The sequence below is a fragment of the Paenibacillus curdlanolyticus YK9 genome, assembly GCF_000179615.1.
GTDB classification, from domain to species: Bacteria; Bacillota; Bacilli; order Paenibacillales; family Paenibacillaceae; genus Paenibacillus_T; species Paenibacillus_T curdlanolyticus.
The window spans coordinates 245,986-271,552 of record NZ_AEDD01000002.1; the positions used below are offsets into that span (position 1 = coordinate 245,986).

Here is a 25,567-nt window from a genome sequence, read left to right on the forward strand (position 1 = left end):
GAATTAACGGTCTGATCTGACGGTATGGGAGGGAACTAATGCAAAGCAAGTCATGGAATAGCGAGCAAGAGCGTTCCGAGCCTTTTTCCAAATCAGAGCTTTCGCTTCCGAAAGGGGGAGGAGCGGTTCGCGGCATTGGCGAGACGTTCGAGCCGGATTTATTTACAGGCAGCATGCACATGAGCATCCCCATTTATGCATCGCCCTGCCGGGAGTTTGAGCCGGAGCTGAAGCTTCAATATAGCTCGGGAAGCGGCAATGGCGTGTACGGACTGGGGTTCTCGTTATCGGCTTCATCCATTTCCAGACGAACGGATACCGGCATACCAACGTACGACAGCACCGATCGATTTTTGCTGGACGGCGAAGAAATCATTCCGAAGCTTGATTCTGCCAGCTTGAAGCCTTTGACTCGAACCGAACAGGACGGGGAGCAAAGCTGGACAATATCCGAGTATATGCACCGCATGGAAGGTTCTTTTGCAAAGATCGAATTTTGGCAGTCTGTCTCAGCCTCCTATTGGAGGATCATTTCCAGCAATAATATTTGCTCGATCTATGGTCAAAGCGCTACCGCGCGAGTGGCGGATCCAGAGCGCCCTGTAAACGTGTTTCAATGGAACGTAGAGCAGGAAACCGATGCGAAGGGCAATAAGCGCGTTTATACCTATGTGACCGAAAATCAAGACAATGTTCCGAATTCGCTGTCCGAGCAAAATCGACAACCGTCGGCAGCGGTTTATTTGCAACGTATTCAGTATGGCAATTATATCGATGCGAATAAGGAAGAGAAATTTGCGTTTCAGCTTGTGCTAGATTACGGCGAATATGAGCTTTCGCTAGATTCGCTTAATCAAGCCGGCTGCAAACCATACGTTCCGCAAACCACATGGCCAGCACGCGCTGACGCCTTCTCCACTTACCGAAGCGGCTTCGAAGTGCGCATGCATCGCATTTGCCGACAGATTCTGATGTTCCATCAGTTTGCAGAGCTGGGCGCGGAGCCTTGCCTTGTTCGAATGACGCGATTCAATTATGCAATCGATCCGCTAGCAAAGCTGAATCGACTCGCTTCGGTCGAAATGATTGGCTGCCAAAAGCAAGAGGACGGACGTTATCGTACGCTTTCCACACCACCCTTGGCGTTTACATATGAAACTTTTGAGCCTGACAAACAAGCCTTTCGTCTCCTGCAGACGGAGGACGGGTATACGATCCCCGGCTATTTGGATGGCTCCTCCTACGAATTCACCGACTTATATGGCGAAGGCTTATCGGGCATTTTGCAAGTTGGCGCAAATTCGGCTATCTATTGGGAACCGCTTGGGGACGGCGTCTATCAAAACGCCACAACTGCTGAACAATTTCCATTAACGGACGGTTCGGCTCCTGAATCGCGGTCCTATACGCTAACGAGCTTGAATGGCGATGGCGTTATGGATCTGATCGTGACCGATTCGCAGTGGGCGGGCTTCTATGCAACGGAGTATGGGCGCTCCTGGAACGGCCTGCAGTCGTTCACTAGCTTTCCGCTTGAATATTTACAAAGCCCGTTCCCGAAAGAAATGTCGGACATGCAAGGAGACGGCGTGCCGGACTTGGTCGTCTTCGAGGATCGTCAAATCAAAATATATCCTTCCATAAATGAAGAAGGATATGGCAATCCCATTAGCGCCGAATATGCTGAACGCGATTCCGCGCATTTTCCGCTTGGCTCGACAGACAGCGCGAAGGAAATCGTCACATTTGCCGATTTCATCGGCGACGGACTCTCGCATCGGGTCCGGATTCGCAACGGCAGCGTCGAGTGCTGGCCCAGTCTCGGATATGGACGATTCGCATCCGTCATCCGAATGGAGCAAGCGCCGTATTTCGACGACAGCTTCAATGCTTCGCGGCTGTTTTTAGGCGATTTGAGCGGCTCGGGGTTAACGGATCTCGTCTATGTTTATCCGGATCGTGCGGATGTTTACCTGAATCAGGGCGGAAATGCGTTCAGCCCGCCGATATCGGTCTTCTTGCCCGAGTTCTTCGGCGAAGTGGATCGTATCCAGTTGGCTGACATCCTCGGCAACGGGTGCCAATGCTTGCTCTTCACGAAGGTTAGCACGGAATCGGTCAAGCATTATTATTATGACTTCTCCGGCGGGCATAAGCCGAACCTGCTGATCCGTACCGATAATGGCATCGGCGCAATAACGGATATTAGCTATGCGAGCTCCGTCCAGTTTTATATGGAAGATAAGCGGGCGGGACAACGCTGGGAGACGATTCTACCATTCCCCGTGCATGTGGTAGAGCAGGTCCGTTTGACAGAGGCGTGCTCAGGCAACCAATTCGTTACAAGCTATAAGTATCATGAGGGGTATTACGACCCGGTAGAGAAGGAATTTAGAGGCTTCGGTTACGTTGAGCAATGGGATGCAGAGGAGGGTTCAGCCGAATCCGACTGGCCAGAGACCGCGCCTGTTTACTGGAAGAGATGGTTCCATACCGGGTCAGCTCGTCATTCAACGACTTTATCCCGTCACTTCCAAGAGCAGTATTACAAGCAGGACGCGCTCGCTTATGCAATGCCCGACAGCCAGCTGGACGAAGCACTGCGCGGTACTGACGGGGAAACGCTTCGGCAATGTTATGTTGCATTGAAAGGGCTTCCACTGCGTGAAGAGGTATACGGCTTAGACCAGCCGGGCGGACAATCTGAGCACCCGTATACGGTGAACGAAACCAATTATGCCGTGAAGCTTGTTCAAGGACGGGAGGCTGGGCTGTTTGCCTCGCTCTTGGTGCAATCCAGCGAGTCGATCGACTATCAATATGAGCGTGACCCTAGCGATCCGCGCATGAGCCATGAGATGGTGGTGGAAACGGATGCCTATGGGCATGTGACCAAAGCGATTCAAATCCATTACCCGCGCCGTCAAGCGCAGCCATTAGCACTGCCCGAACAGCAGCAGGTACAGGTTTTGCTTCACGTGAAATCCTATGCCAATGAAACGGAAGCGTATCGCATGCTTGGCGTAGAATACGAGAGCCAATCGTATGCGTTGTTCGGCATGCAGCTGTCGCCAAACGCTTATTTTCATCTGATAGATTTGCAAACCGCATGGCCAGACGCGCTCGCGAACGTTATCCCGTACGGCACGTCGCCAACAGCAGGCGTGGTGCAGGCGGAGCTTCTTTCGTGGAGTCGGGAGTATTATTGGAATGCCGAACAAACGGACGCTTTGCCGCTAGGCAAGCTGACAGGCGTTATGCTCCATCATCACGGCGAGCACGCGGTGACGACGCCCGATCAAATCAGCAAGCTGTTTGATGTACGCCTGACCGATAAGATGATGGGCGATGATTGCGGTTACGTTTTGCGCGAAGGGTACTGGTGGAATCAAGGGCTGGTTCAGCATTATGCGTACAGCACAGATAATCGCTTCCACCTGCCTTGGAAGCTCGAAAACACGCTGCTTCAGGGCAATGCCAATCTGTACCATCGGACGGAGTTCAGCTACGATCCATACTGCTTGGTTCCGACAAGCACTACGCAATTTCTGAGCGAAACAGCCTCGACCACGATGTCCCTTGCACTTGATTACAACCTGATCAAGCCGAGCCGGACGACTGATGTCAACGGCAATACCGCGCAGATCCTTTACGATCCATTAGGCATGGTCATCGCTACATCCTTATTCGGGACACTGCAGGATCGGCGAGTGGGAGACGGTGATCTAGCCGGATATGTCCCGGTGATGGATGCATCGTTCGAGGATGTGCTGGCTCAGCCTGAGCGATATCTTCAACAAGCGTCCGCCTTTACGTACTACGATGTGTTCGCTTGGGGACAAGGGAAGGGCCCTAACCGAACGGTGGAGCTATACCGGGAAACGAGCGTTTCGGAGCAAACAGGGGACGAGAGCACTCGGATTTTAATCAATGTGAGCTATATGGATGGACTTGGCCGCGTCATCGAGACGAGGAAAAGGGCAGATGGCGGCGAAGCATACGAGCCTGCGGCTGACGCAACGGGCACTCCGACGATTGTTACAGCAAGCGTACGTTGGCTCGTTTCTGGGAGAACCGCGTACGATCATAAAGGAAGGCCCGTTGAGCAGTTTTTGCCCTACTATTCAACGGTTCCTATGTACGACGAACAGGTACATACAGCCGATCTATTGCCGCCGCCAACGGTCACCCATTATGATCCGCTATCCCGCGTTTACCGCGTGGATTCGCCCAAAGGTTTCTATACGAAAACGCTGTTCTCGCCTTGGGAGGAAGCGCATTACGACGCCAACGATACGATTGCGGATTCCCGCTATTACGAGCAATTTATGCGTGACTACCCAAGCGAACCGGATCAAAGCCAGATGGATGAAAAGGATGCGCTGCTAAAAGCCTTCTGCTTCCGAGACACGCCTGTCATTCAGATCAAAGACCATTTGGGCCGCGTGTTTTTGAAATTGGACAATAACTTGGGCGAAACGTCAAGCGATCTGTTCAACGACATGGTGAAGGGGAGCGTGCTGACAGCAGCGGATGTATGGAATGAGCTTGTCCAACAAGGGTATGTAGACTTGACCGATTCCGACAAAGGACGGGGAAGGGCCTCTGCCCGCTTCCGTCCATATGCACCTGGCTTCCAGTTAACGGTGGATGCCAAATTTCAGCCGTTTGTTGACAGTATCATCGTGTTGCTCCGGCAGAGCTGCCTTCCTGAATATACCGGATATGACAGCATGAGCAACGTGCTCTATGAGGCGAATGCGAGAAACTATTATGCCAGCAGCCGTCAGGAAGGGTTCTTGAAGGATGTGCAATTCGCCTATGATATGCAAAATCGCCTGCTGCGTACGGATAGCCAAGATGCAGGCACGCGCATTGGCATCGACAATCTATTCGATCTTCCTGTACATACATGGGACAGCCGCGGCTTTCATACGGCTACGCAGTACGACGGACTGCAGCGTCCGCTGCAAATCCGCGTGGACGGAACGGACCATGCTTCCGATCTACAATTGGCGCAGACAGTCGAGCGGTACGTCTACGGCGATAATGCTGGACTTAGCGTGGCAGAAGCGCAGAATCGGAATCTTTGCGGCAAGCTGTACACCTTGTTCGATCAAGCAGGGGTTACGCACAACCATGTATATAGCTTGCAGGGCCACATTATGGAGATGGAACAGACGCTGCTAGCGGATTACACGTCAGAGCCGAATTGGGGAGAAGGCAGCGAGCCTGCTTTGAATGGCGAATCCTTCGTTACTTCATTCGACTATGACGGTATCGGAAGATTAATTGCAGAGACGTCCGCGGATAAGACGGTATATCGAACGGCCTACAATTTAAGCGGGCGATTGCAGAAGGTTTCGGTTGATTTCCCGGAACAGTCCAATGTGCCGTTCATTGAGGATGTCCAGTATGATGCCAACGGTCAGCATACGCTGATTACTCGGGGTAACGGAACCGCAACGTCATTCGCTTATGAGGCGACGACGCAGCGGTTGCTCGGAATCGTATCATCCCGGTCGGCCGCTGACGCCAAGGGAATTGCGCGAAACCCGATCCTGCAGAAGCTGACTTACACGATGGACCCTGTTGGCAACATCACGAGGTCGCGCGACAACAGCTTCCAAACGGTGTTTCAAAATCAGCAAATCGTGGAGCCGTTGAGCGATTACACCTACGATGCTCTTTACCGGTTGACTCGCGCTTCGGGCAGGCAGCATCCGGGCATTTTGCCCGATACTTATGCTACCGGCTTTAAGCAAAGCCAGTGGTTGTCGGCGAACCCGCCGCATCTGAATGATGCGGATAAGCTTGAAAATTACACGGAGTACTACACCTATGACGAAGCTGGAAACAAAGTCCAGACTCGGCATGTGGCGGCTTCCGCCAGCTGGACGCGAGCGGTAGAGATCAGCGAGCATTCCAACCGATTGAAGGCGATGACCGCCGGCAGCCAATCAGGCGCCCTTGAACAGCTGGAGTACGATAACAACGGCAACCTTCTGGCGCTGGAGCATTTGCGCGCTTTGGAATGGAATTATCGCAACAATTTGGCTAACGCAACGATCGTGGAGCGCGATGGCGACCAGTCTGACCGATCTTACTTCGTTTACGACAGCAGCGGGCACAGGGTCCGTAAGGTGCAGGAGCGAAAAATCAGCGACGGACTGACCGAAATTCAAGAAAAGATTTATGTCGGTCGTCTGGAGATCAAGCGGATAACGCGCGTCCAGAATGAGGTGCGGACGCTCATTTTGGAACGCCATTCTTATCGCGTTATGGAGGATGCGCGAACGGCAGCGATCGCGAATCTGTGGACCAAGGATGACACGGGACGCGAGACGGATACGATCGGCAAACGCCAGCTTCGCTATCAGCTCAGCGACTATTTGGGCTCATCGACGATGGAAGTGGATGAGGACGCCTGTCTGATCAGCTATGAGGAATACCTGCCCTTCGGCGGAACGTCCTATATAACGGGTATGGACCAGCGGGAAGTGCAGCTGAAGGAGTATCGATACAGCGGCAAAGAGCGAGACGATTGTACGGGGCTGTATTACTATGGAGCGCGGTATTATCCACCTTGGCTCGGGTGCTGGATCAATGCTGACCCGGCCGGAACCGCAGATGGCTTGAACATGTATGCGTTCGTCGGCGGCAATCCGATTTCGTTCGTCGATCCGAATGGGATGGCAAGAGTTAAGAATAAGGTCGGGAAGGTCAAAGGGAAGAACGGCATTGCCAAAAAGAAGATAACCGCGCAAATAAAAGCGAAACAGCGAAAAGACGATCTTAAACGGTTCAGCTCGGGCGATTCCAAAACGAAAGCCGATACGATTGAAACGTTAAGAGGACGGAAGCTGCGGGTTACGAAGAACCGTCAGATTCATATCCGCAAGCAGCTTCACAAAGCAGCGGATAGGGCCCAAATGGAGCTGGACCAGTTCGACGTGCCGCCGAGCTCTGGCAGAGCGCTGCCGGTGAAGGTCGCGAATCCGACAGGCGTACAGGGTCTGTTCACGTTTGGCATCAAGCATGATTACATCGAAAAGCAGCAAATCGTTTCGAAAGCGAGCCTTAACGTGGATGGCCGCGATTCTACCAACGACACGATGGGAAAAGCTAGCGCGTTCCACAACACGAACAACTTGCCTGCGAGTTTGTATTCGAAGAGGGACGACTCCGGATATGGCGGCTTAGGGGAAGCTTGGTGCCATTTAATCGCACACTGCTTAGGCGGCGCGGAATCCTCTGACAATCTGGTCGCTGGCAGCCAAGGCTCTAACCTTGTCCAATTGGGCTTGGAACTGGCTGTTAAAGATTTTGTCAGCGCTACGGGAGAGAAGCTGCTGGTTAAAGCCGGGGCAAATGTCCGATTGAAGGCAGACGGCACGATGACCCATATTGCGGATGAATTCTTCTATCAAATCTATGACATGCACGGCAAACAAGTTTACGCTACCAAGTTCGGTGCGAATATTTTACGGGCAGATACGCTTCAGAAGGAAAAGCGAACAGAAGCGATGACAAGCTTAAAAAGCCATTTCGGCTATTAATCGATTCGGGCAATAGGGAGGACCATTAATTTCATGGATATTCAATCGTATTTGAGCGATGTGCATCCGAGTTTGGCGCAATTTTATGCCAATAACCCGAATTTCGATGTTAATCATTTTAAATTCTCGAACACCGCTTCTGTGGAGGCGTTAAACGGTTCGAGCGACCAGCATGCGGAGGCGTTAAGCCTCCTACAAGGCTATCAACGGCTGCTTCGGCTTACGAATGATCCGCGTGCTGCCAGCGCGCTGATGCAAGGCAGCAATGGCAAGAACGGCGGCAGCAATGAGCCAATCCCGCCGTTACATTCCGCGCTGCAAATCGCAGCGATCAATCCGGACCAATTCGTAAGCACCTATGGGCCGTTATTAGGCGACAACGGAGAGGCGCAGGCGGCTGACATTCACGCGCAGGCAAAGCATGTGGAAGCCCAAACGATGCATCAATGGGCGTCCATCTCTCAACTGACAGCGCCACATACGCGCAGCTATGCCGCGAACTCCATCTCGACGTCCATCGTGCAGCATTACGAGGCGCTGCCTAATTATCAGGATATATTCGGCACGCTGAACTACTGCGAATGCGACGAATGCAAATCGATCTTCGGTCCGGCGGCGTATCTGGTCGATTTGATGCGCATCGTCAATCAGTACATTACCGAGCCGAATCGGTCGACGATTCCCGCGAATATGGCCTTGAGCGTTCGCCGCCCCGATCTGGCGACGATCCCGCTCACTTGCGAGAGCACGAACAAGACGATGCCTTATCTGCAAATCGTCAACGAACGGCTGGAGGAGACGGTTAAGACAGCGCTTAGCATTACAGGTGATGTTTATCAGCCGTTGGCGGGTCAAGTTTATCCGTTTAGCCTGCCTTTCCAATACCCGCTGGAGCAAATGCGCATTTATCTCAACCGGATGAGCGTGAAGCTTCAGGATTTGTATGCGGCGGTCGGTTCCTCCCCATTAAGCGTCGCTGCCGAAACGCTGGGGCTGTCGCAGGAAGAGCTCATGCTCATCTCCACCTCTACGACGGATGAAACGCAGCTGAAAGCGTTCTACGGCGTATCGGATCTGACGACACTGTCGGATGTTGCCACATTCTGCAAACAAACGGGCTTAACGTTGGTCCAACTGCAATCGTTGTTTAATCAGGATCTGTCCGCGGATGAATGGCAAGCGGGGCTTTCGAACGCTTTCTTCATCAACTATGGGCTGGCAAAACCGCTGCAAGTAAACGATGAAGGCAGCGCTTTGACGATTGCGAACCTTACCGACGATGCATTAGACCGGATTCACCGTTTCCTTAGACTAAGCAATAAGCTCGGCTGGAGCTACGTTGATCTGGACTGGGCATTGCATTGCGTGAAAGCTGGCGCGCCTAAGCTGGATGCCCAAGCGCTGATTGATCTTGCCAAGCTCAAAACGGCCAAAGAGCAATGGAAGCTGTCGATGGAGCAGGCTGGCGCCTTGATTTTCGATCTCAAAACGTACGGACAGGGCGATGCGGCCGTATCGAATACCGCGTTCGACAAGCTCTTCAACGGACCGGAATCGGCCCCTTATCATCCAGCAGATGAAGGCAAGAGCAGCTACGCGTTTAATGCCATGTTTACCGACAACCACCTGAGCTGGACGGTAGGAGCGACGGATACGGATAATATGAAGCTGGCGTCCCGGATTGCGGCTGCACTAAAGGTAAGTCAGGGCGACCTTAGCCTGCTTGCTTCTGCATTGTTCGGACAGCAAGCAACCATTCCGCTGACCGTTGGCAATTTGTCTGTGCTCGATCGTTATGTCATGTTCGGAAGCTTGTTGGGAATGCCTGCAGCGCAGTTCAGCTTACTGCTTTCTTTATTCAACCAATTGACTGCGGTGCCAGCGTTAGATGCCTGGACGAAATTGAAAAATAACGCAGATCGGTTGAAGCGCTCGCGACTGAACGTGTACGAATTGGATTATGTGGCGAACGGCAACGTGTCCGATTATGTTGATCCGCTATACCGGACCGATGCATTGGACGGCTGGCTGAGCAACCTGCCGCAGCTCATCGCAAGCGCAGGCTCGGATCAAGATGCAGACACTGTACTGCAAAAGCTAGTCGGGCAAATGGCAGCATTTTTCCATGTGCAATCGGTGCAAATCGCAGGATTGGTCGATTTATTCCATTTTGCCGACATGGTCGCCGTATTCACCGATCCGAAGCAGCAAGCGACGGCTGAAGCCAGAATGAAGCAGCTCTCGCAATGGCTCGTGCTCATGCGGAAGCTGGCGCTGACTAGTGATGATCTGGCAATCCTGAAGGGAAGCCTCACAGCATTCGGCATCGCGGATGCCGCGAAGCTGACGGCAAGCAATGTGCTTGATGTGTATGGCTATCAGGAGCTGAAGGTGCTCTTCAATGATGTGAACGGGGCCATCTCCCGTTACATGACGGCTGCTTCAGACAATGATGCCGCCTCGGCGATCACGGACATGACCGGACTTGCGGATACGGAAATTCTTTCCGTGTTTAACGCGTTCCCGAAATTGTCGCGAATCGAGCGGCTGTATCTGCTGCAGCAGATTATGAGCATCATGAAGTCCACTGGCGCAAACTTCAGTCTATTGCGGCAGATAAACAAGGTGGCTGGACTGGACGCTGCGGGGCATTGGGCGGATTACGTAACCGCGGCGGACAATCTGTTAATGGCGCTGCGTGCACGGTTGGGCGGGGACGATTGGGAGACGCTCTACCTTCAGGTGAACGGAGCCGTGCAGGAGAAGCAGCGGACGGCATTAATCTCTACTGCACTCAACGCGTTGTCGCAGAAGGACGATCTCGGCTGGATTGAAAATAGCCGCAATTTATACGAATACCTGCTGATCGACGTGGAAATGAGCGGAAGCGCTACGATTTCTTATATTAAAGAAGCGCTGAATGCGACGCAGCTGTACCTGCAACGCAGCAGGGAGCGGCTGGAGCCGGGCGTTATCAATTTAGATATCCCGCCGGTATGGTGGAGCTGGATGATTAACTACCGGATTTGGGAAGCGAATCGCCAAGTATTCCTGTATCCCGAAAATTATATCGACCCGTCCTACAGGCAAAACAAAACCGCGCTGTTCGCGGATTTTGAAAACACGCTGAAGCAAGGCGATATTACGAAAACGACGGTGGAAGCCGCGTATCGCAAATATTTGGATCGATTTGCGGAGCTAGCCAAGCTGAAGGTGGTCGACACCTATCACACGCATGTTACGGACCCGACGCATGAGAATGCGCAAGTGACATATCTTTTTGCCCGTACAGAAACGCAGCCCTACAAGTATTACTATTTGACGCGGGATGAAGGCAACGTGTGGTCGGAATGGAACGAGATCAAAGTGGCGATCAACTCCGACACGGTGTCGCCTGTCTATGTGTTTAATCGCCTTTTCCTGTTCTGGGTGGAGCAGAAGGCTGTGAAGGATTCCGGAGCGGGTTCGACGCAGCAAAAGTCGGTGAAAGCAACGATTCGGTATACCTTCTACAATTTCAGCGGCAGCTGGGTCGCGCCGCAAACGTTGACGGAAGATGCGGTCATTTGGGCGGACAACAGCACGTTCATTGCGCAGGATGGGGTTAAAACACTCTTTAACGCTGCTCAGTTCGATCCTGCCCAACAATGGTGGAAGAAGGTGTATCCGCTCAAAATCGAACGGAACAACTATTTGACGCCGAACGTAGGAGCTAATCCATTCGAAAAGCTTGTGCTGTTCTTTGGTCCGATGATCGACGTCGAGGGCATATCTGCGTTCGCAATGCCGAGTGCTCCTGTTTCCACTTCGGACACGTTGCAGCAATTCGAAAACCAGCTATATAAAGTGTCTAGCCAGTTTAATTTGGCTAAGAAGGTCGGGCATACGGGCTTCCTGCCAGTGTTCCAGCCAATCGTCATTAATGATGATCTGCAATCCGGCTTTATCGTGAATCCCGATGAATATATCATTTCGGCGAAAGAAGCGTTGATCAGCGAGACGTATTTCCGTCCTGAGATCGATCGAAGCTCCGGCCAGCTGAATCTGATTGATACCGCCCATATTCTCTATGATAACTACGCCGCAGATTCCATCCGGAATCCATCGCCCGTCATTGCCGCCTCTTCGTTAGGCGCATCTTCATTCGTATCGACGGCGTTAGGCATCGATGCGACGCAATCCACGGCGGTTTGGAACGGCTTGGTCAAAACAGGCTATTTCAATGGCAGGGGTTTAGCGACAGGCTCCTTTGCCTTTGATCAGCTTGAGAAGGACATCGCTGGTTACCTTGCGGGGCAAACGAACATACCTGCAAAAACGACGTACGTGCTGCAGCAGATCAGTCAGGCGATTGGAACGGTATCTTTGTCCGGCAATATGCGTGGCAACGAGTACGAGGTGCTAACCGTCAAGAACCATCCAGCGGCGTTCTTGTTCAAAGGGGATAAGGAAGCGTTCCTGCTGATGGACATCGACCCGGACTTGATGGAGCAAGTGCCTACGATTAGCGAAGCGCTTCTGAATCCGGATACGATTTTCACGCCGGCATCGTTTATTTCGACGAATGTAAACATTGACGCGAATGGTTCGCAGACGATCTATAATTTGCTCGTGAAAGGCGGGTTTTTAGATCAGAACGGGGTTCTCAAAAGCTACTCGGATGCAGCGAGCCTAACGGAGTATTTGCAGCCGCAATTAGTTGCCAATACTGCCGCGGTCGTCAACGTGTTAATGAACAGTCCGATGTTCACGGATCTGTCGTTTGTAGCGCCTTCACCGATTGATATCGAGGTCTCTGGCTCCCAAAAAACCTTCAACACGCTTATTAAATCTGGTTATCTGGATCCGAACGGCAGAATTTTGGCGGATATCGATTTCTATGAATTGAACGAGTATGTCAAAGGGTTAATGGCGGGTCAGCCAAACGAGGACCTAAAAGTTAGGCATGTGATGGATACGCTGTATCAATGGCCTTTCCCTGTGTCAGTCGGCTTCTTGGACCGGAACAAGGACGGCATTGGCAGCATGAAATACCAATTCTCCGCCTTCCGCCTAACAACGGCAGCGGTGCATAGGCTGAGCTCGACGCTCTTCACGGGCGGCATCGATAAGCTTCTCAGTTTGGATTCGCAGCAAATCCCGGTCGAGGCGGAATTGTTGTTCAAGCGGTTCCAGTTCGACAGCCAATACGTCATCTCGCCGGATGCGTCCGATGGCGCGCAGGTTGATTTCTGGGGTGCGTACAAGACGTATTATTGGGAGCTGTTCTTCCATGCGCCTTACTTGATTGCGGATTTGTTAAAAACGAACCAAAGCTATCAGGACGCGGAGAAGTGGTATCAATACATCTTTAATCCGACGCTGCAGCCATTCCAGGTCGGAGCGGGCGATTTCCAGACCTCGACGATCGGGCTTACGAGCTCGCAGCGCATTTACAAAATACTGGTCGATCAAAACATCATTACGGATAAGGGCGCCGTAAGCGCGGACTTCTCGGAAAAGACGCCGATCAGCCAATACTTTGCTTTTCTGGACGACAAACAGATCGATTCGGTCCGCAACCGGTTGTTGAATGACAAATTAGGCAGACAAGAGGCTCGCTTCTGGCAGTTCAGCCCGTTCCGCAACCATACGCTGGAGTCGTTGAAGGATCAATTGACGAATCCGCAGGAAATCGCAGCGTACAATATGGACCCGTTCGACCCGGATGCGATTGCAGGACTTCGTATCGGCGCTTACGAGAAAGCGATCGTAATGGCGTACATCGATAATTTATTGCAGTGGGGCGATTCGTACTTCGCGCAATATACGTGGGAATCGATCGTTACCGCAACGATGATGTACGTGTACGCCTACGATTTGCTGGGACCTAGGCCGGAAAATCTGGGGAAAGCCCCGGAGCCTGCGCCCAAAACATTCGCTGATCTGCTCACGCAATTCAAGGACGACATTCCGCAATTTTTCATTGCTCTGGAGCAGGAAGCGCCAGGGAACGAAGCGCTCATGGACTACGCGCCATTCAATGCACTGGATACTTACTTCTGCGTGCCGGAGAACGAACGGTTCATCGCCTACTGGGATCGGGTGGAGGATCGGCTGTTCAAAATCAGGCATTGCCTCAACATTCAGGGCGTTCCGCAATCGTTGGCGTTGTTCGAGCCGCCGATCGACCCTGCCCAGCTGATCCGTATGGTGAGCGCGGGCGTTAATCCGTTGTCTGCGCTGAAAACAGCCAATCAGGGCGTACCCTATCGCTTCGAATTCATGCTGGAACGCGCCAAATCGTTAGCTGGCACGCTAACCCAGTTCGGCGGCAGCTTGTTGGCCGCGTTAGAACGCAACGATGCCGAGGGGCTTGCCTTGCTCCAAAGCACGCATGAGAAAAATATTCTTAACCTCACGACCATGATTAAAGAGAAGCAGCTGGAGGAAATGGCCAACACGCTTGCGTCGCTAAGTGAAAGCAGAAATAACGCATCGTTCCGCCATGACCATTACAGCTCCTTATACGACGAAGACATCAACGGACTCGAAATTACGGATATCGCTTTAAGAGGGATCTCGGCGGATCTTCAAACGGCATCCATCGCGATTCACGGCATATCGATCGCAGCTTATCTCGCTCCGAACATATTCGGATTGGCTGACGGCGGGATGCAGTTTGGCGATGCGGTGAATGCAGGCGCTGCCATGGCGGACGGGGCAGCGAACGTTTTGGATAAAGCGGCCGGCTTAATAAGCACCAGCGCGCAGTACTTGCGCCGCCGCGAGGAATGGGGGCTGCAGCGCGATATAGCCGCCTCTGAAGTAAGGCAGTTGGATTTGCAAATTGCCGGCGGGAATGTACGCGGCGAAATGCTGCAGCGGGAGCTGGACATCCATCAGCAATCGATGAAGCAGCAGGATGAGATGGATCAGTTCCTTCGCAGCAAGTTTACTGGCCAAGAGCTGTATCAATGGATGATCAGCCGGTTATCAACGGCGTATTTCCAATGCTATCAGCTGGCAGTCGACATGGCTTTGGCTGCGCAATCGGCTTATCAATATGAGCTGGAGCGTCAGGATCAATTCCTGCAATTCGACTATTGGGATAACCTTCACAGGGGGCTGCTTGCCGGGGAAGGCTTGCTGCTTGCTTTGAATCAAATGGAGAAAGCTTATTTGTTCAACAACACGAGAGATTTGGAGCTGGAGAAAACCGTATCTTTGCTGCATCTCGATCCGATTAAATTTATTGCCTTTAAAGGGGGGATGCCAGGCGGTACAGGTACGCAGGGCAAGCTGGATTTTGAATTGTCCGAGAAGCTGTTCGACTTCGACTTCCCTGGTCACTATTGCCGCAAAATCAAGTCCATTTCCATATCCATACCGGCTGTAGTCGGGCCTTACCAGAACATTAATGCGACATTGGTCCAAAACCGAAACGCGGTTGTGGTTTCGGCTAATGACAGCTCGGGCGTCAGCTATCTGCTGAATCCGTCCGATCCGGCGCCTGGACCTGATGTGCTGCGTCAGAACCATGTGGCCCAGCAGGTTGCCGTTACGCGAGGCATGAACGATGCCGGGCTGTTTGTTCTCGATTTTAAGGATGAACGCTATTTGCCGTTCGAGGGGACGGGCGCGGTATCTTCGTGGACGTTGAACCTGCCGCCAGAAACGAACCGCTTCGACCTTGGCAATATTTCGGATGTCATCGTCAAAATTCAGTATACGGCCAAGGATGGCGGAGCGCCGTTCGCTAGTAAGGTGAAGCAGTTGCTCCATGCAGACAGCGCACCTTATCCGTATACGCCAGCTAAAACCATCGATCTGAAGCAGGCATTCCCAAGCGATTGGTTCGCCTTGTTCAGTTCGCCTGCCGTACAGGGCGTGCAGCAAATCAGCTTCCCGATTACGGATCGCACCATTTTGACCCATTTATCGGATGTAAGCCTGTTGTCTGCTACAGTATTGATTCAGACGGCCGATCTGGCATCGTTATCGGATAAGGATAAGAGCACGCCGTTCTTAAGCTTGAAGCTTGGCGATAATCCGATTGCCCCGATCAACATAACCAATAGTGCGGGAACATGCGATCTAAGCAATATAACAGGAACCATCTCGAATGCGACCTTGCAATTTACGCTATCGAATACGCCGGATGCGCTGCTGTTGAATGGCGCTTTGAATCCGGATGCGTTAGCAGGGATTACCGTCATTATCACTTATCAATCCAACGTATTCGCGAAAGCAGCTACAACCAACTAATCGAAAAGAGGGTATTATTCATGGATTGTTTAGGCTCACTTCAGCTCAATCTGGGCGCAGCGCAAAATTTAACGGATGTCAATTGGTCGCAGGTGAATCCGCAGGACATTAACAACAATAATTTCCAGTTTGGCAAGCCGTTCTATCTGGTTTGCCCCGGCCAGCACTGCCAAGACAACGTGAACTTCTCGCCGCAGGCGCATCGTCTATGTCAGTGTACCGATATTAACGGAAATCCGGTGCCAGGCTGCTCCCCGCATGACTACCTGTACCCGTTTGCCGCACAGGTATGCTTTAATACGAGCAACCCTTCGGATATGAGCAACGCGACATTAGGCAACAGAGGCTGCATGAGCCTTGGCGATACCTGGAACGTTGTCACTTGCTACTGCTGCTGCTCCTGCTTCGCTCACGGCACGCAAATCGGCACGCCGCAAGGGCACCAAGCGATCGAGAAATTCAGCGTAGGCGATAAAGTCATCACAGCCAGCTTGCAGCAAGGGGAGAAGGGCTTGCAGCTAGAGTGGAAAAAAGCGAAGCTGAACTTCAGCAACGGTACAGGACCTCAGAGCCACCAGCCAGCTATGATCTTCATTCGGTTCGGCGGCCATGGCAGCATCGTTGTCACGCCTGACCATTTGTTCCTGATGCCTAGCGGCAAGCTGAAGCGTGCCGACCGACTGGTGCCTGGCAGGGATTTGTTGGTCTCGTATAACAGCACAGAGGTAGAAATTAACGAAGTCAGCGTTGGCGAATATACTGGCGGTGTGCATCATATCGCGACGGATGTTTCCTTTGACGGAAAGCTGGATGGCCATCTGCTGCTTTCTGAAGGTCTGGTTTCCGGTGATTTCAACCTGCAAATTCATCAGAACGAGCTGATGAAAAGCGGTTTGATAGAAGGAACGGAGAATTCTCCGAAAGTCGGCACCAAGGAATACGAAACGGTACACACGCATTTAGTGGCGGGCAATTATATGTCGTTCAGCGCGCCATCGAGCGTCTTGTCGGACGCAGCAGCGGATGCGGCGACGCCAGCAGCGTCTGCGCAATTAAGCAAATTCTATGTGCACGGCTCGAATGTGGCATTCGTGCCTGATCAAGCTGCATCCTTCCTTAGCCCGCTGCAAGCGATTGATGTGAACGATAAAGCGGATAAATGGGGCTTTACGGAAGTAAGCATCGGCAATTCAATGGTCAAATACTTGGTGAACCTGTTCCAAGGCTTCTACCCGGACATTACGTTCTATCATGACATCGGGCGTCTGGAGCCGAACGCTTATGCGTTCACGCAATACGGCAAGCAATATGTTGTCCTTTCGGGCGGCTTAACGCGCATTAAAGGGCTCGGGATGGAAGGCATGGCGTTCATTCTTGCGAACATGGTCAGCCGTCTGCAGAAGAGCGCGCCGCTGAATTCGGATGGCTTCACAACCGTTGGCATGAGCGACTACTATACGCCAGCTATTTTGCAAAATATGTTCTTCGGAACGCTCTATGCGCCATTGATGACGAGCGCTCTGCACCAGATCCAACTCGTGATCTTCAACAACATCGATGTCGCATCGCATGATGCGTTCGAAACCGATCCATATCAGCCGACGACGGGAACGCGGATGGACGCGATCGAGGCGGGCAACGGCATGAACTTCCCGCCAATCGGCATCGGCGGCCCGGAAGCGAACGGCTTGAAAGTAATCGGAGCGAAGGTAACCGGACCGACGATTAGCGCAGCATCGCTTATTACAGCTGACATTACGGCGGACGTAGCGGCGACGGTGTTCAAACTGCTGCAGACAAACAAAATCGTGGACGAAACTGGCCTCGTCGCTTCAGATTTCACAGTTTCCACAGACCTCTCGTTCTTGTTTGCCGATTCGGCCGATGAAAACAAAACGCTGCTGACCCAAGAGATTCGTTACGTGCTGCTTCATGCCAACTCGACCGTTGAATTGCAATTTAATACAACAGTGAAGGCGATAAGCGCGGCTGATGAAGATGACTTTACGTTTGAACCAAACGCGGTCATTTCAGACGTAACACCGGGCAGCAGCAAGTCCTCGGTATTGATCAAGGTGTCGCTGCAGCGCAGCGTAGCTTACAATGTTTCAGTATCCAGAGCACTGACGTCGGACATTGGCTCGACCTTGGACCCGCACGCTTCTTCGGCTGATATTACGCTCAGCTAAGCGTGGCAATCTAATAAGAACAGAGGAGAATAACGATGGAATCAGCCGCCCAAGAGATGGGAGCATTCACGGGGACTATAGAAGAACAGCGCAGGCAATTCGGCATCATCCTGGGTTTGAACGGCCCGGTTTCGGAAGAGGTTCTCTTCGCGGCTGTTCACGATCCCAGTTACGCGCATAATTTATTGTCAGCCCGTCGATCGGAAATGTTTTTGACCTATTTGCTGAACAATCCTCCGATTGTGCAACAAGTCGGGGGAGGAGAAGCGATTGGAGCGCTAGGAGCGGCGCAAGCTGCTAATGCTGCAATACCGGAAGGAACAGACATGGCGAGCGCGGCTGGCGGGACGACTGCGTCGCATTCCAACATGGAGCTGGCGAAAAAAGCGGGCCAAGCGCTGTGGAAGTGGGCGAGAGCGGGCTTTGCAACGGTGGAGGATGACGTCTACCGGAAGCGAATGAGCGCTTGCGCGACATGCCCGCATATTCAAAGCAAGCCGAATAAACTGCTGTACAATGCGCTGACTGCGACCAGCTCAGCCGCTGACGACAGCGCCGAGAAAATTTGCGGCAAGTGCGGCTGCGTACTTTCCAAGAAGACGAAGCTTCCTTCGGAATCCTGTCCGGATAACCATCCGGAGCTTGCGGGAATGACGCGTTGGGAAGAGCCGATTCCAACCTCGTCGCTCTAACATATGTACACTTAATAAAAGGAGCTTGCCTAGGCAGCTCCTTTTTCTTTTATGAATCGCTCTATCAGCCTAGAGTAGACCGCTAAAGGACACAGATGACGCTAAATGGTGAAAATCAGGGAGTTTTTGATTCTAACGGACTCCAGAAGCGTTATTGGCGGAAATTCAGATCAATTCAGCTGGTTTTCCCTCGATTAACGGCCCTGAGGTCCGTTAGGTTTGCGAATTGTCTATTTACGTCAAATTAACGGCTTCTCGGTCCGTTGCTATGAACGTTTTAGTCAATTCTCCAGTATTTCCATGCAGTTTCTCAAGCACTAAGCGCGGGAGCAAATATGCGAGCGACGGTTGGCACGCTGCTATCCGTGGGTTGGTTACCACATTTTATGCCTTCGTCAAAGAGAGCGATCACAAGCTAGCAACGCACGTTCAGTTTTTCAACTTAGTGCAAACGGACCACGTGGATTCTCTCTTGAACCTTCGTTTGCTCCCGGGCCTAGTGCTCGAGATTGTTTTTCTTTCTGGCGTGTTTGAATACAGCCTAGAACTAGGCTAAATTTGTTTGGTCACAGGTGCGAGCGGCCGCCCATATAAAACCAGCCAATTCACGAGCGACTGCTCCAATTGCCACATTTTTGTGCTTATTCATTCCAAAAACAAGCCGGCGATACTTCTTATGCAATCTCTCTTGCGCTTTCCAGGACAGCAGTTGCAAGTTGGGCGGCATGCCATCTAACCGTTTTGCCAATTCCCCTTTTACCGATGGGCGGTGACGGTAACTCCAGGCAGACTCTACCAAGGCTCGCCTTAAATGAGGGTTGCCGGCTCTTGTCATGCCTCCTCTTTTTACACTTTGCCCTGTCGAGTGTTCGCGCGGAACTAAGCCTAAATAGGCCATTAATTGCGCAGGTGACCGGAAGCGCTCAAACGAGTCAATCTCGGCGGCGATTGTAATTGCCGTAAGCAAAGCGACGCCGCGCAGGGACTGCAAGGCCTGAATAATTGACGCATGAGGGCCTTGGGTGCCTAATTGGAATAGTGCTTTTTCAATTCGCGCCATGCGTTGTTCAATTTCTTCGAGGGCATGCAGCATCTCAGTAAAGCAAAATTGCAGCGCCTCTTGTTCAAAAGTAAGCTGTCCAAGCCACTCCCGATACTTTTTGGTCCACCGACGTTTTATCGTTACGGGCGGATGGATCTGGTGACGAAGCAAAAACTTCAAAATGCGTTGTGCAGCGCGGTGCTTGTCTTCTTTCGCAGCTTCACGAGTACGAACAAGGTCTCGCAACGCTTCGCTGTCACGCGATGGAACATGAATAGGCGTCAGTTCTCCTGCACGGAATAGTCGAGCGAGTTGCACCGCGTCTCGACGATCGGTTTTAATGTGATCGCCTGGTCGTTTCGGGATGAGAGAGGGAGCAATGACGACACAGCTAGCGCCCATTGTTTCAATCCAGCGATAGGTTTCGTAGCCAGTCGGCCCAGCCTCGTAACAAAACGAAAGGCTTCCCGCCGGACCTAACTCTTTGATTAGTTTTCGAAGGGCAGCCGGGGTATGCGCAACGGTTCCGTAGTAACGAGGCGCTTCTCTTCCCTCGTCAGCAATAGCAACAGAAATTTTTTCTTTGGACACATCTAAACCGATGTATTTTGTGGCAGAATGCATAGTAACAGCTCTCCTTTTGCTTGTAGCTCTGAAAATGGTGGTTTTCACACTATCCATTTTTAACCTACGACCTGAAGCAAATACGGAGAGCTGTTACTTATTTACGTTCATCATAGCTAGCAGATTAACCGTTGACAGGACACCAAATGGTGACATATAATAAACACGACACTAAATGGTGTCGAATTATAAGGCAAATGCGTTGAAACGTATTGGAACCAGTGCAGATGCTCAACTTAAACCATATCGGGGAGACAATGAAATTCCTCGGAAAGAACGAATTAGGAGAGGGTGTTGTGAGCGAAAACAACCCGACGCGGGACGTGTTTGACGCGATTGCAGATCCGACGAGACGGCAGCTGATTCGGCTATTATCAGAGTCAGCGGAGGTACCGCTTCATGAGTTAACGGCACAGTTCCAGATGGGCCGAACAGCGGTATCCAAACATTTGACTATTCTTAAAGAGGCTGGACTGGTGCTTGACCGCAAAGAGGGCAGAGAAACGAGATTTAGGCTAAACGCCTCTCCGCTCCGCGAAGTTCAAGATTGGCTGGCGTTCTACCATAAGTTTTGGAGCAACAATATGCTGCGTTTAAACCAACTATTAGAGGAGGATGAAGGATGAGTTTAACGTTATCTTTAGATTTTCAGTACAAGACTACGATCGAGAAGCTGTGGTCTGCGTTAACGGATTCAACCAAGCTAGCGAAGTGGACGCTCGAAAATGATTTTAAGCCCATCGTTGGCCACCGTTTCCAATTCCGCGCACAGCCAACTGAATATTGGAATGGAATCATTGATGGTGAAGTGCTTGTGGTGGAAGCGCCAAGCCGCTTATCCTATACATGGTCAAGCGGAGAGACGCACACCGTTACTTGGACGATTCAGGATTTAGGAGAAGGCAAAGTCAACCTTCATCTCGAACAAACAGGCATCTCCAACGCACAAGCGCTCGGCGGCGCTAAATACGGCTGGACGAATTGGAACGGCGAGCTTGAAAAATTGTTGGCACAATAACGGCTATTTGATCGTATATGATTTTTGAACCGAATTGACATAAACCGGCTGCATCATGTTTGCAGCCGGTTTATGTTGTCTGCCATACGAAACAAATGGAAATGGAAGGGCGGGTAAATCTAAAAATGAGCGAAGCAAATCAGGAATATATCGTACTTTCGGGAGCGAGGGAAAATAATCTCAAGAACGTATCCTTGCGTATTCCGAAACGGCAAATTACGATCTTCACAGGCGTTTCCGGTTCCGGCAAATCCTCGATCGTTTTCGATACGATTGCTGCAGAATCCACGCGACTGCTGAATGAAAACTTCAGCATGTTCGTTCGCAATTTTTTGCCGAAGGTACCGCAGCCAGATACAGATGCTATTGAAAATTTGAGCATGGCTGTCATCGTCGATCAGAAGCGGCTAGGCGGCGGATCCCATTCCACTATGGGCACCATTACGGATATTTCGCCTATTCTCCGACTCCTCTTCTCTCGAGCAGGCGAGCCTTATGTCGGACAAGCAAATATGTTTTCGTTCAACGATCCGCAAGGCATGTGTCTCGAGTGCAGCGGGATCGGCCGCAGGCTGGGCATCGATATGAGCAAGGCGCTGGACATGTCGAAATCTCTTAATGAAGGCGCAATTCTGCTGCCGGATTATAAGGTGGACAGCATGGATTGGTCGATCATTGTGCAAACGGGGTCCTTCGATACCGACAAAAAGCTGAGCGATTATTCCGCTGAGGAATTAGATTTGCTGCTGCACGGCAAAGCAAGGAAAGTGGAGATGCAGTTCGGCGGCAAGGCAATCAATATTACGGTGGAAGGCGTTATCGAGAAATTCACCAATAAATACATCAAACGGGATTTAAAGACGATGTCCGAGCGGACGCAAAAAGCGGTCGCGCCATACATCACCGAAGGTCCTTGCTCAAGCTGCCGTGGGGCGAGACTGAGCCAAGCCGCGCTCAATTGCAAAATCAATAGCCTTAATATTGCGGATATGTCTTCTATGGAGGTCGGGCAGCTCATTCGCGTTATTCGGGAAATCGACAACCCTGTTGCTGCGCCGATTGTTAAATCGCTAACGGAGCGTCTGCAGCATCTGGTCGATATTGGGCTCGACTACTTGACGCTGGATCGCGAGACTGACACGTTGTCCGGCGGCGAGTCACAGCGCGTCAAGATGGTGAAGCATTTAAGCGGCAGTCTCGTGGACGTCACCTATATTTTCGATGAGCCCAGCGTTGGCTTGCATCCCCGAGACGTACATAGGCTGAATGAATTGCTGCAAAAGCTGCGCGACAAAGGCAATACCGTTCTCGTCGTGGAGCATGATCCCGATGTGATCAAAATAGCGGACCATATCGTCGACGTAGGACCTCATGCAGGTAGCCGAGGCGGCACGATCATGTATGAAGGAAGCTTCGAGGGTTTGCTGGAGTCCGGTACGCTGACGGGCAATCATATGAAACGGCCGCTCCATCTGAAGCAGGATTGCAGGCAGCCATCCGGCAAGCTTTCGATCCAGAATGCTACGCTGCACAATCTGAATCAAGTAAGCGTCGATATCCCTACTGGCGTCTTGACCGTCGTTACGGGTGTTGCCGGTTCTGGCAAGAGTACGCTCATTAACGACGTATTCCTGAGCCAGCATTCGGACGCGATCGTGATTGACCAATCGGCCGTCGGCGTGTCGACACGCTCGAACCCTGCGACCTATACGGGCATTATGGATGATGTCCGTAAGGCATTTGCTTCAGCAAACAAAGTCAACCAGGGCTTGTTCAGCTTTAACTCCAAAGGGGCTTGCGAGAACTGCCAAGGGCTTGGCGTTGTATACACCGATCTTGCGTTCCTAGAGAGCGTAAAGCTGCCATGCGAAGTATGTGGAGGCAAACGATTCAAGGAGGAAGTGCTCGCGTACAAGCTGGATGGCAAATCCATTGCTGAAGTGCTGGCGATGACGGTGGAGCAGGCTTTAGAGTTTTTCCAAATCAAAGAGGTTGTACGTAAGCTGCAGGCGATGAGCGACGTGGGGTTAAACTATATTACCCTCGGCCAGCCGCTAAGCACGCTCTCCGGCGGAGAATGTCAGCGAATTAAGCTGGCAAGCGAGCTGCATAAGAAGGGGAGTATCTACGTCATGGACGAGCCGACAACCGGCCTACATATGTCCGATATCGGTCTCCTCATGGCAATCATGAATCGGCTCGTAGATGCCGGCAACACGGTAATTGTCATCGAGCACAATCTCGATGTGATCAGCCAAGCGGATTGGATTATAGACATGGGGCCTGATGGAGGCAGCAAAGGCGGACAAGTGGTGTTCGAGGGAACGCCTTCACAGATTATCCATGTGGAGCATTCGATTACGGGAAGGTATTTGAATTAATATACTTCTAGTTTGATTAGAAGCTGCCTCTTGATGGGCAGCTTCTTTGTGTTATCCAGTGTGATGGTCGAGTGGGAACCATTAAAAAAACGCGACCAAACAACTATTTTGTACGTATCCGTATCATGAAGTGGTTTAATTGGTCCTATTTACTTGAATGAATTAAAAGTTGGGTAAATTGATTAAGTTCTGGAGATGTTTGTGGAGAAAATCTAAACATAAATTAAGAGAGTAACTATTGAAAATGAGCTGACTTTAGCAGAAAATGAAATTCAAGAAATTGAGGAACAACTGATCCACGTTGGACTTGTCAAAGTATCGAAAGAAGTTAAATCGGGGGTTCAGATTCTATCCTCGACCACTGCAGATTTTGATGATAATAATGAATTTACGATATATTACGACACTGCTGTTGCAAAATACTTAGCACACTATGGCGGAAATTGGTTAAATGACAACTACTACGATGATGCTCAAGGAGAATGTCCGTGGACTGGCTGCGGCTCAGGTTGGTTTGATATTGGCGGTGCAGATGGTATTGGAATCTTCTCGCTTCATAAAGATATTAATATTAGTAACCGTAAATTTTACACCCTCGATGAGGATTTAGATGACACAGATCGTTCGGATAATAACCTTTCAGAACCTGTTGATAGTAGAGGAGCGGGATTTACGTGGCAAGAACAAGCTTACAATAATAGATACCCAGGAGTGTCATATTGGAGCAATTACGATTCATATCGCTTATTGGAATGGTACCACTTTACATTTGTAGGTGGTAAGCCAAGTGCAGGTACTACAATATCTTTTAAGGCTGAAGTTGGGCATACTTGGGATACAACGGAAGTAAATAGTATTAGTGTAGGTCCATGGTCAATTGGAATAGGTTTCAATACAAGTACGAATAAGTTTTTAGAATCTGATATAGTCCAAGTTACTTTTTAACAAAATAATTTAAGAAGGAGAGGGGGAGAAATCTCCTTCCCTTTTATGTTTATTTTAATTATCTTCTGATGAATTGGAAGATTTATATTTAACTCTGTTAAGGAGGTGAGAATATGTCTGAAAAACAGAGGGTATATCTACTTGTCTCATTGTCATTTGCGATTATTTTATTCATTATTTTATTTATAAAATATGAGAATAGTAAAAGTACTTACGATAGAATTTCGGAGTATGTGAATGTCGGATTGGTTTTACAAAAAGATACGCAACAGGATTTTAAGTTAAAGGACATCGACATTTCGTTTATCAGGGATAGCTTTAATGATGTACATGTTTTATTTTTTTCAAAGCATCGCGTAATCCATTATGTGTACTTTAAATCGAAGGAAATGGAAGGACAACGTGTGTATTGGAAAGCGGGCAGGTATGAACAGATGCAATTATTTGCAGGAGTTATTTACGATGAACGTATTAATCAACTTTCAATAAATGGGATCACAGATAATCAGTTGTTGAAAGTTGACTACGATAGAAGAAGCTATTATTTATCGATTACGCCCGAATCCCAAACTGAACCTATTATGATTAAGGGATATTCCAAGAATAATGAGCTTATATATTCAAATGAATAATGTTTTCTTTTAAGACAAATCAGACAATGAAGGTCAAATCCCTCAGATGTCCGGTTTGTTTTTTTGTTCTTATAGTGTTATTTTGTTCACTATTAGGTATTATTAAAAATTTAATATATGGTAATATTACTTATCTGCAATAATATTAATCATATATTTACATAAAGAACCTCCAATTAATGATATGTGAGTGAGATAGGCTAATTTCTGGTTCGATTCCAGACACTTGTAAGAAACA

The 25,567-nt window shown here is 50.5% G+C and carries 9 protein-coding genes; 8 read left to right on the plus strand and 1 reads right to left on the minus strand.

Annotation, left to right across the window (positions count from 1 at the left end; genetic code table 11):
- The first annotated feature begins 38 nt into the window (after positions 1 to 38).
- From PAECUDRAFT_RS04490 to PAECUDRAFT_RS04505, 4 genes are read left to right on the plus strand one after another with little or no spacing between them, the layout of a single operon-like run.
- Entirely contained in the window at positions 39 to 7,559 is a 7,521-nt protein-coding gene (locus tag PAECUDRAFT_RS04490) for a SpvB/TcaC N-terminal domain-containing protein (protein ID WP_006036920.1), read from the plus strand.
- A gap of 33 nt (positions 7,560 to 7,592) precedes the next feature.
- The gene (locus PAECUDRAFT_RS04495; protein ID WP_006036921.1) at positions 7,593 to 15,806 is read left to right on the plus strand and encodes a Tc toxin subunit A-related protein; all 8,214 of its coding nucleotides are present in this window, start codon (positions 7,593 to 7,595) and stop codon (positions 15,804 to 15,806) included.
- 20 nt (positions 15,807 to 15,826) lie between these two features.
- Positions 15,827 to 17,995: a Hint domain-containing protein gene (locus tag PAECUDRAFT_RS04500; RefSeq protein WP_006036922.1), complete on the plus strand. Its 2,169-nt coding sequence runs from the start codon at positions 15,827 to 15,829 to the stop codon at positions 17,993 to 17,995.
- 35 nt (positions 17,996 to 18,030) lie between these two features.
- A complete protein-coding gene (locus PAECUDRAFT_RS04505; RefSeq protein WP_006036923.1) occupies positions 18,031 to 18,687 on the plus strand; it encodes a hypothetical protein in 657 nt (218 codons plus the stop codon).
- Between the two features lie 547 nt (positions 18,688 to 19,234).
- Here the strand turns inward: PAECUDRAFT_RS04505 and PAECUDRAFT_RS04510 are convergent.
- Positions 19,235 to 20,353 carry an IS110 family RNA-guided transposase gene (locus PAECUDRAFT_RS04510; RefSeq protein WP_006036924.1) on the minus strand — a complete coding sequence of 373 codons (1,119 nt, stop codon included), beginning with the start codon at positions 20,351 to 20,353 and terminating at the stop codon, positions 19,235 to 19,237.
- 296 nt (positions 20,354 to 20,649) lie between these two features.
- Here PAECUDRAFT_RS04510 and PAECUDRAFT_RS04515 point away from each other — a divergent pair, with 296 nt between their 5' ends.
- The 4 genes from PAECUDRAFT_RS04515 (at position 20,650) to PAECUDRAFT_RS04530 (ending at position 25,329) form a co-directional block, all read left to right on the plus strand.
- Positions 20,650 to 20,979: an ArsR/SmtB family transcription factor gene (locus PAECUDRAFT_RS04515; RefSeq protein ID WP_040711512.1), complete on the plus strand. Its 330-nt coding sequence runs from the start codon at positions 20,650 to 20,652 to the stop codon at positions 20,977 to 20,979.
- Positions 20,976 to 21,371, plus strand: coding sequence for an SRPBCC family protein (locus tag PAECUDRAFT_RS04520; RefSeq protein ID WP_006036926.1), 396 nt, complete (start codon positions 20,976 to 20,978; stop codon positions 21,369 to 21,371). The genes PAECUDRAFT_RS04515 and PAECUDRAFT_RS04520 overlap by 4 nt, the downstream gene beginning before the upstream one ends.
- A gap of 125 nt (positions 21,372 to 21,496) precedes the next feature.
- Entirely contained in the window at positions 21,497 to 23,752 is a 2,256-nt protein-coding gene (locus tag PAECUDRAFT_RS04525) for an ATP-binding cassette domain-containing protein (protein WP_006036927.1), read from the plus strand.
- A 1,058-nt stretch (positions 23,753 to 24,810) separates the two neighbouring features.
- Positions 24,811 to 25,329, plus strand: coding sequence for a hypothetical protein (locus tag PAECUDRAFT_RS04530; protein ID WP_006036929.1), 519 nt, complete (start codon positions 24,811 to 24,813; stop codon positions 25,327 to 25,329).
- Positions 25,330 to 25,567: the final 238 nt, after the last annotated feature.

Excerpts from the sequence above, each read along its gene's own strand:
- PAECUDRAFT_RS04520 (WP_006036926.1), top strand. The coding sequence starts at position 20,976 with ATGAGTTTAACGTTATCTTTAGATTTTCAGTACAAGACTACGATCGAG.
- PAECUDRAFT_RS04500 (WP_006036922.1), top strand. The coding sequence starts at position 15,827 with ATGGATTGTTTAGGCTCACTTCAGCTCAATCTGGGCGCAGCGCAAAAT.
- PAECUDRAFT_RS04490 (WP_006036920.1), top strand. The coding sequence starts at position 39 with ATGCAAAGCAAGTCATGGAATAGCGAGCAAGAGCGTTCCGAGCCTTTT.
- PAECUDRAFT_RS04510 (WP_006036924.1), bottom strand. The coding sequence starts at position 20,353 with ATGCATTCTGCCACAAAATACATCGGTTTAGATGTGTCCAAAGAAAAA.
- PAECUDRAFT_RS04530 (WP_006036929.1), top strand. The coding sequence starts at position 24,811 with ATGTCTGAAAAACAGAGGGTATATCTACTTGTCTCATTGTCATTTGCG.
- PAECUDRAFT_RS04505 (WP_006036923.1), top strand. The coding sequence starts at position 18,031 with ATGGAATCAGCCGCCCAAGAGATGGGAGCATTCACGGGGACTATAGAA.
- PAECUDRAFT_RS04525 (WP_006036927.1), top strand. The coding sequence starts at position 21,497 with ATGAGCGAAGCAAATCAGGAATATATCGTACTTTCGGGAGCGAGGGAA.
- PAECUDRAFT_RS04495 (WP_006036921.1), top strand. The coding sequence starts at position 7,593 with ATGGATATTCAATCGTATTTGAGCGATGTGCATCCGAGTTTGGCGCAA.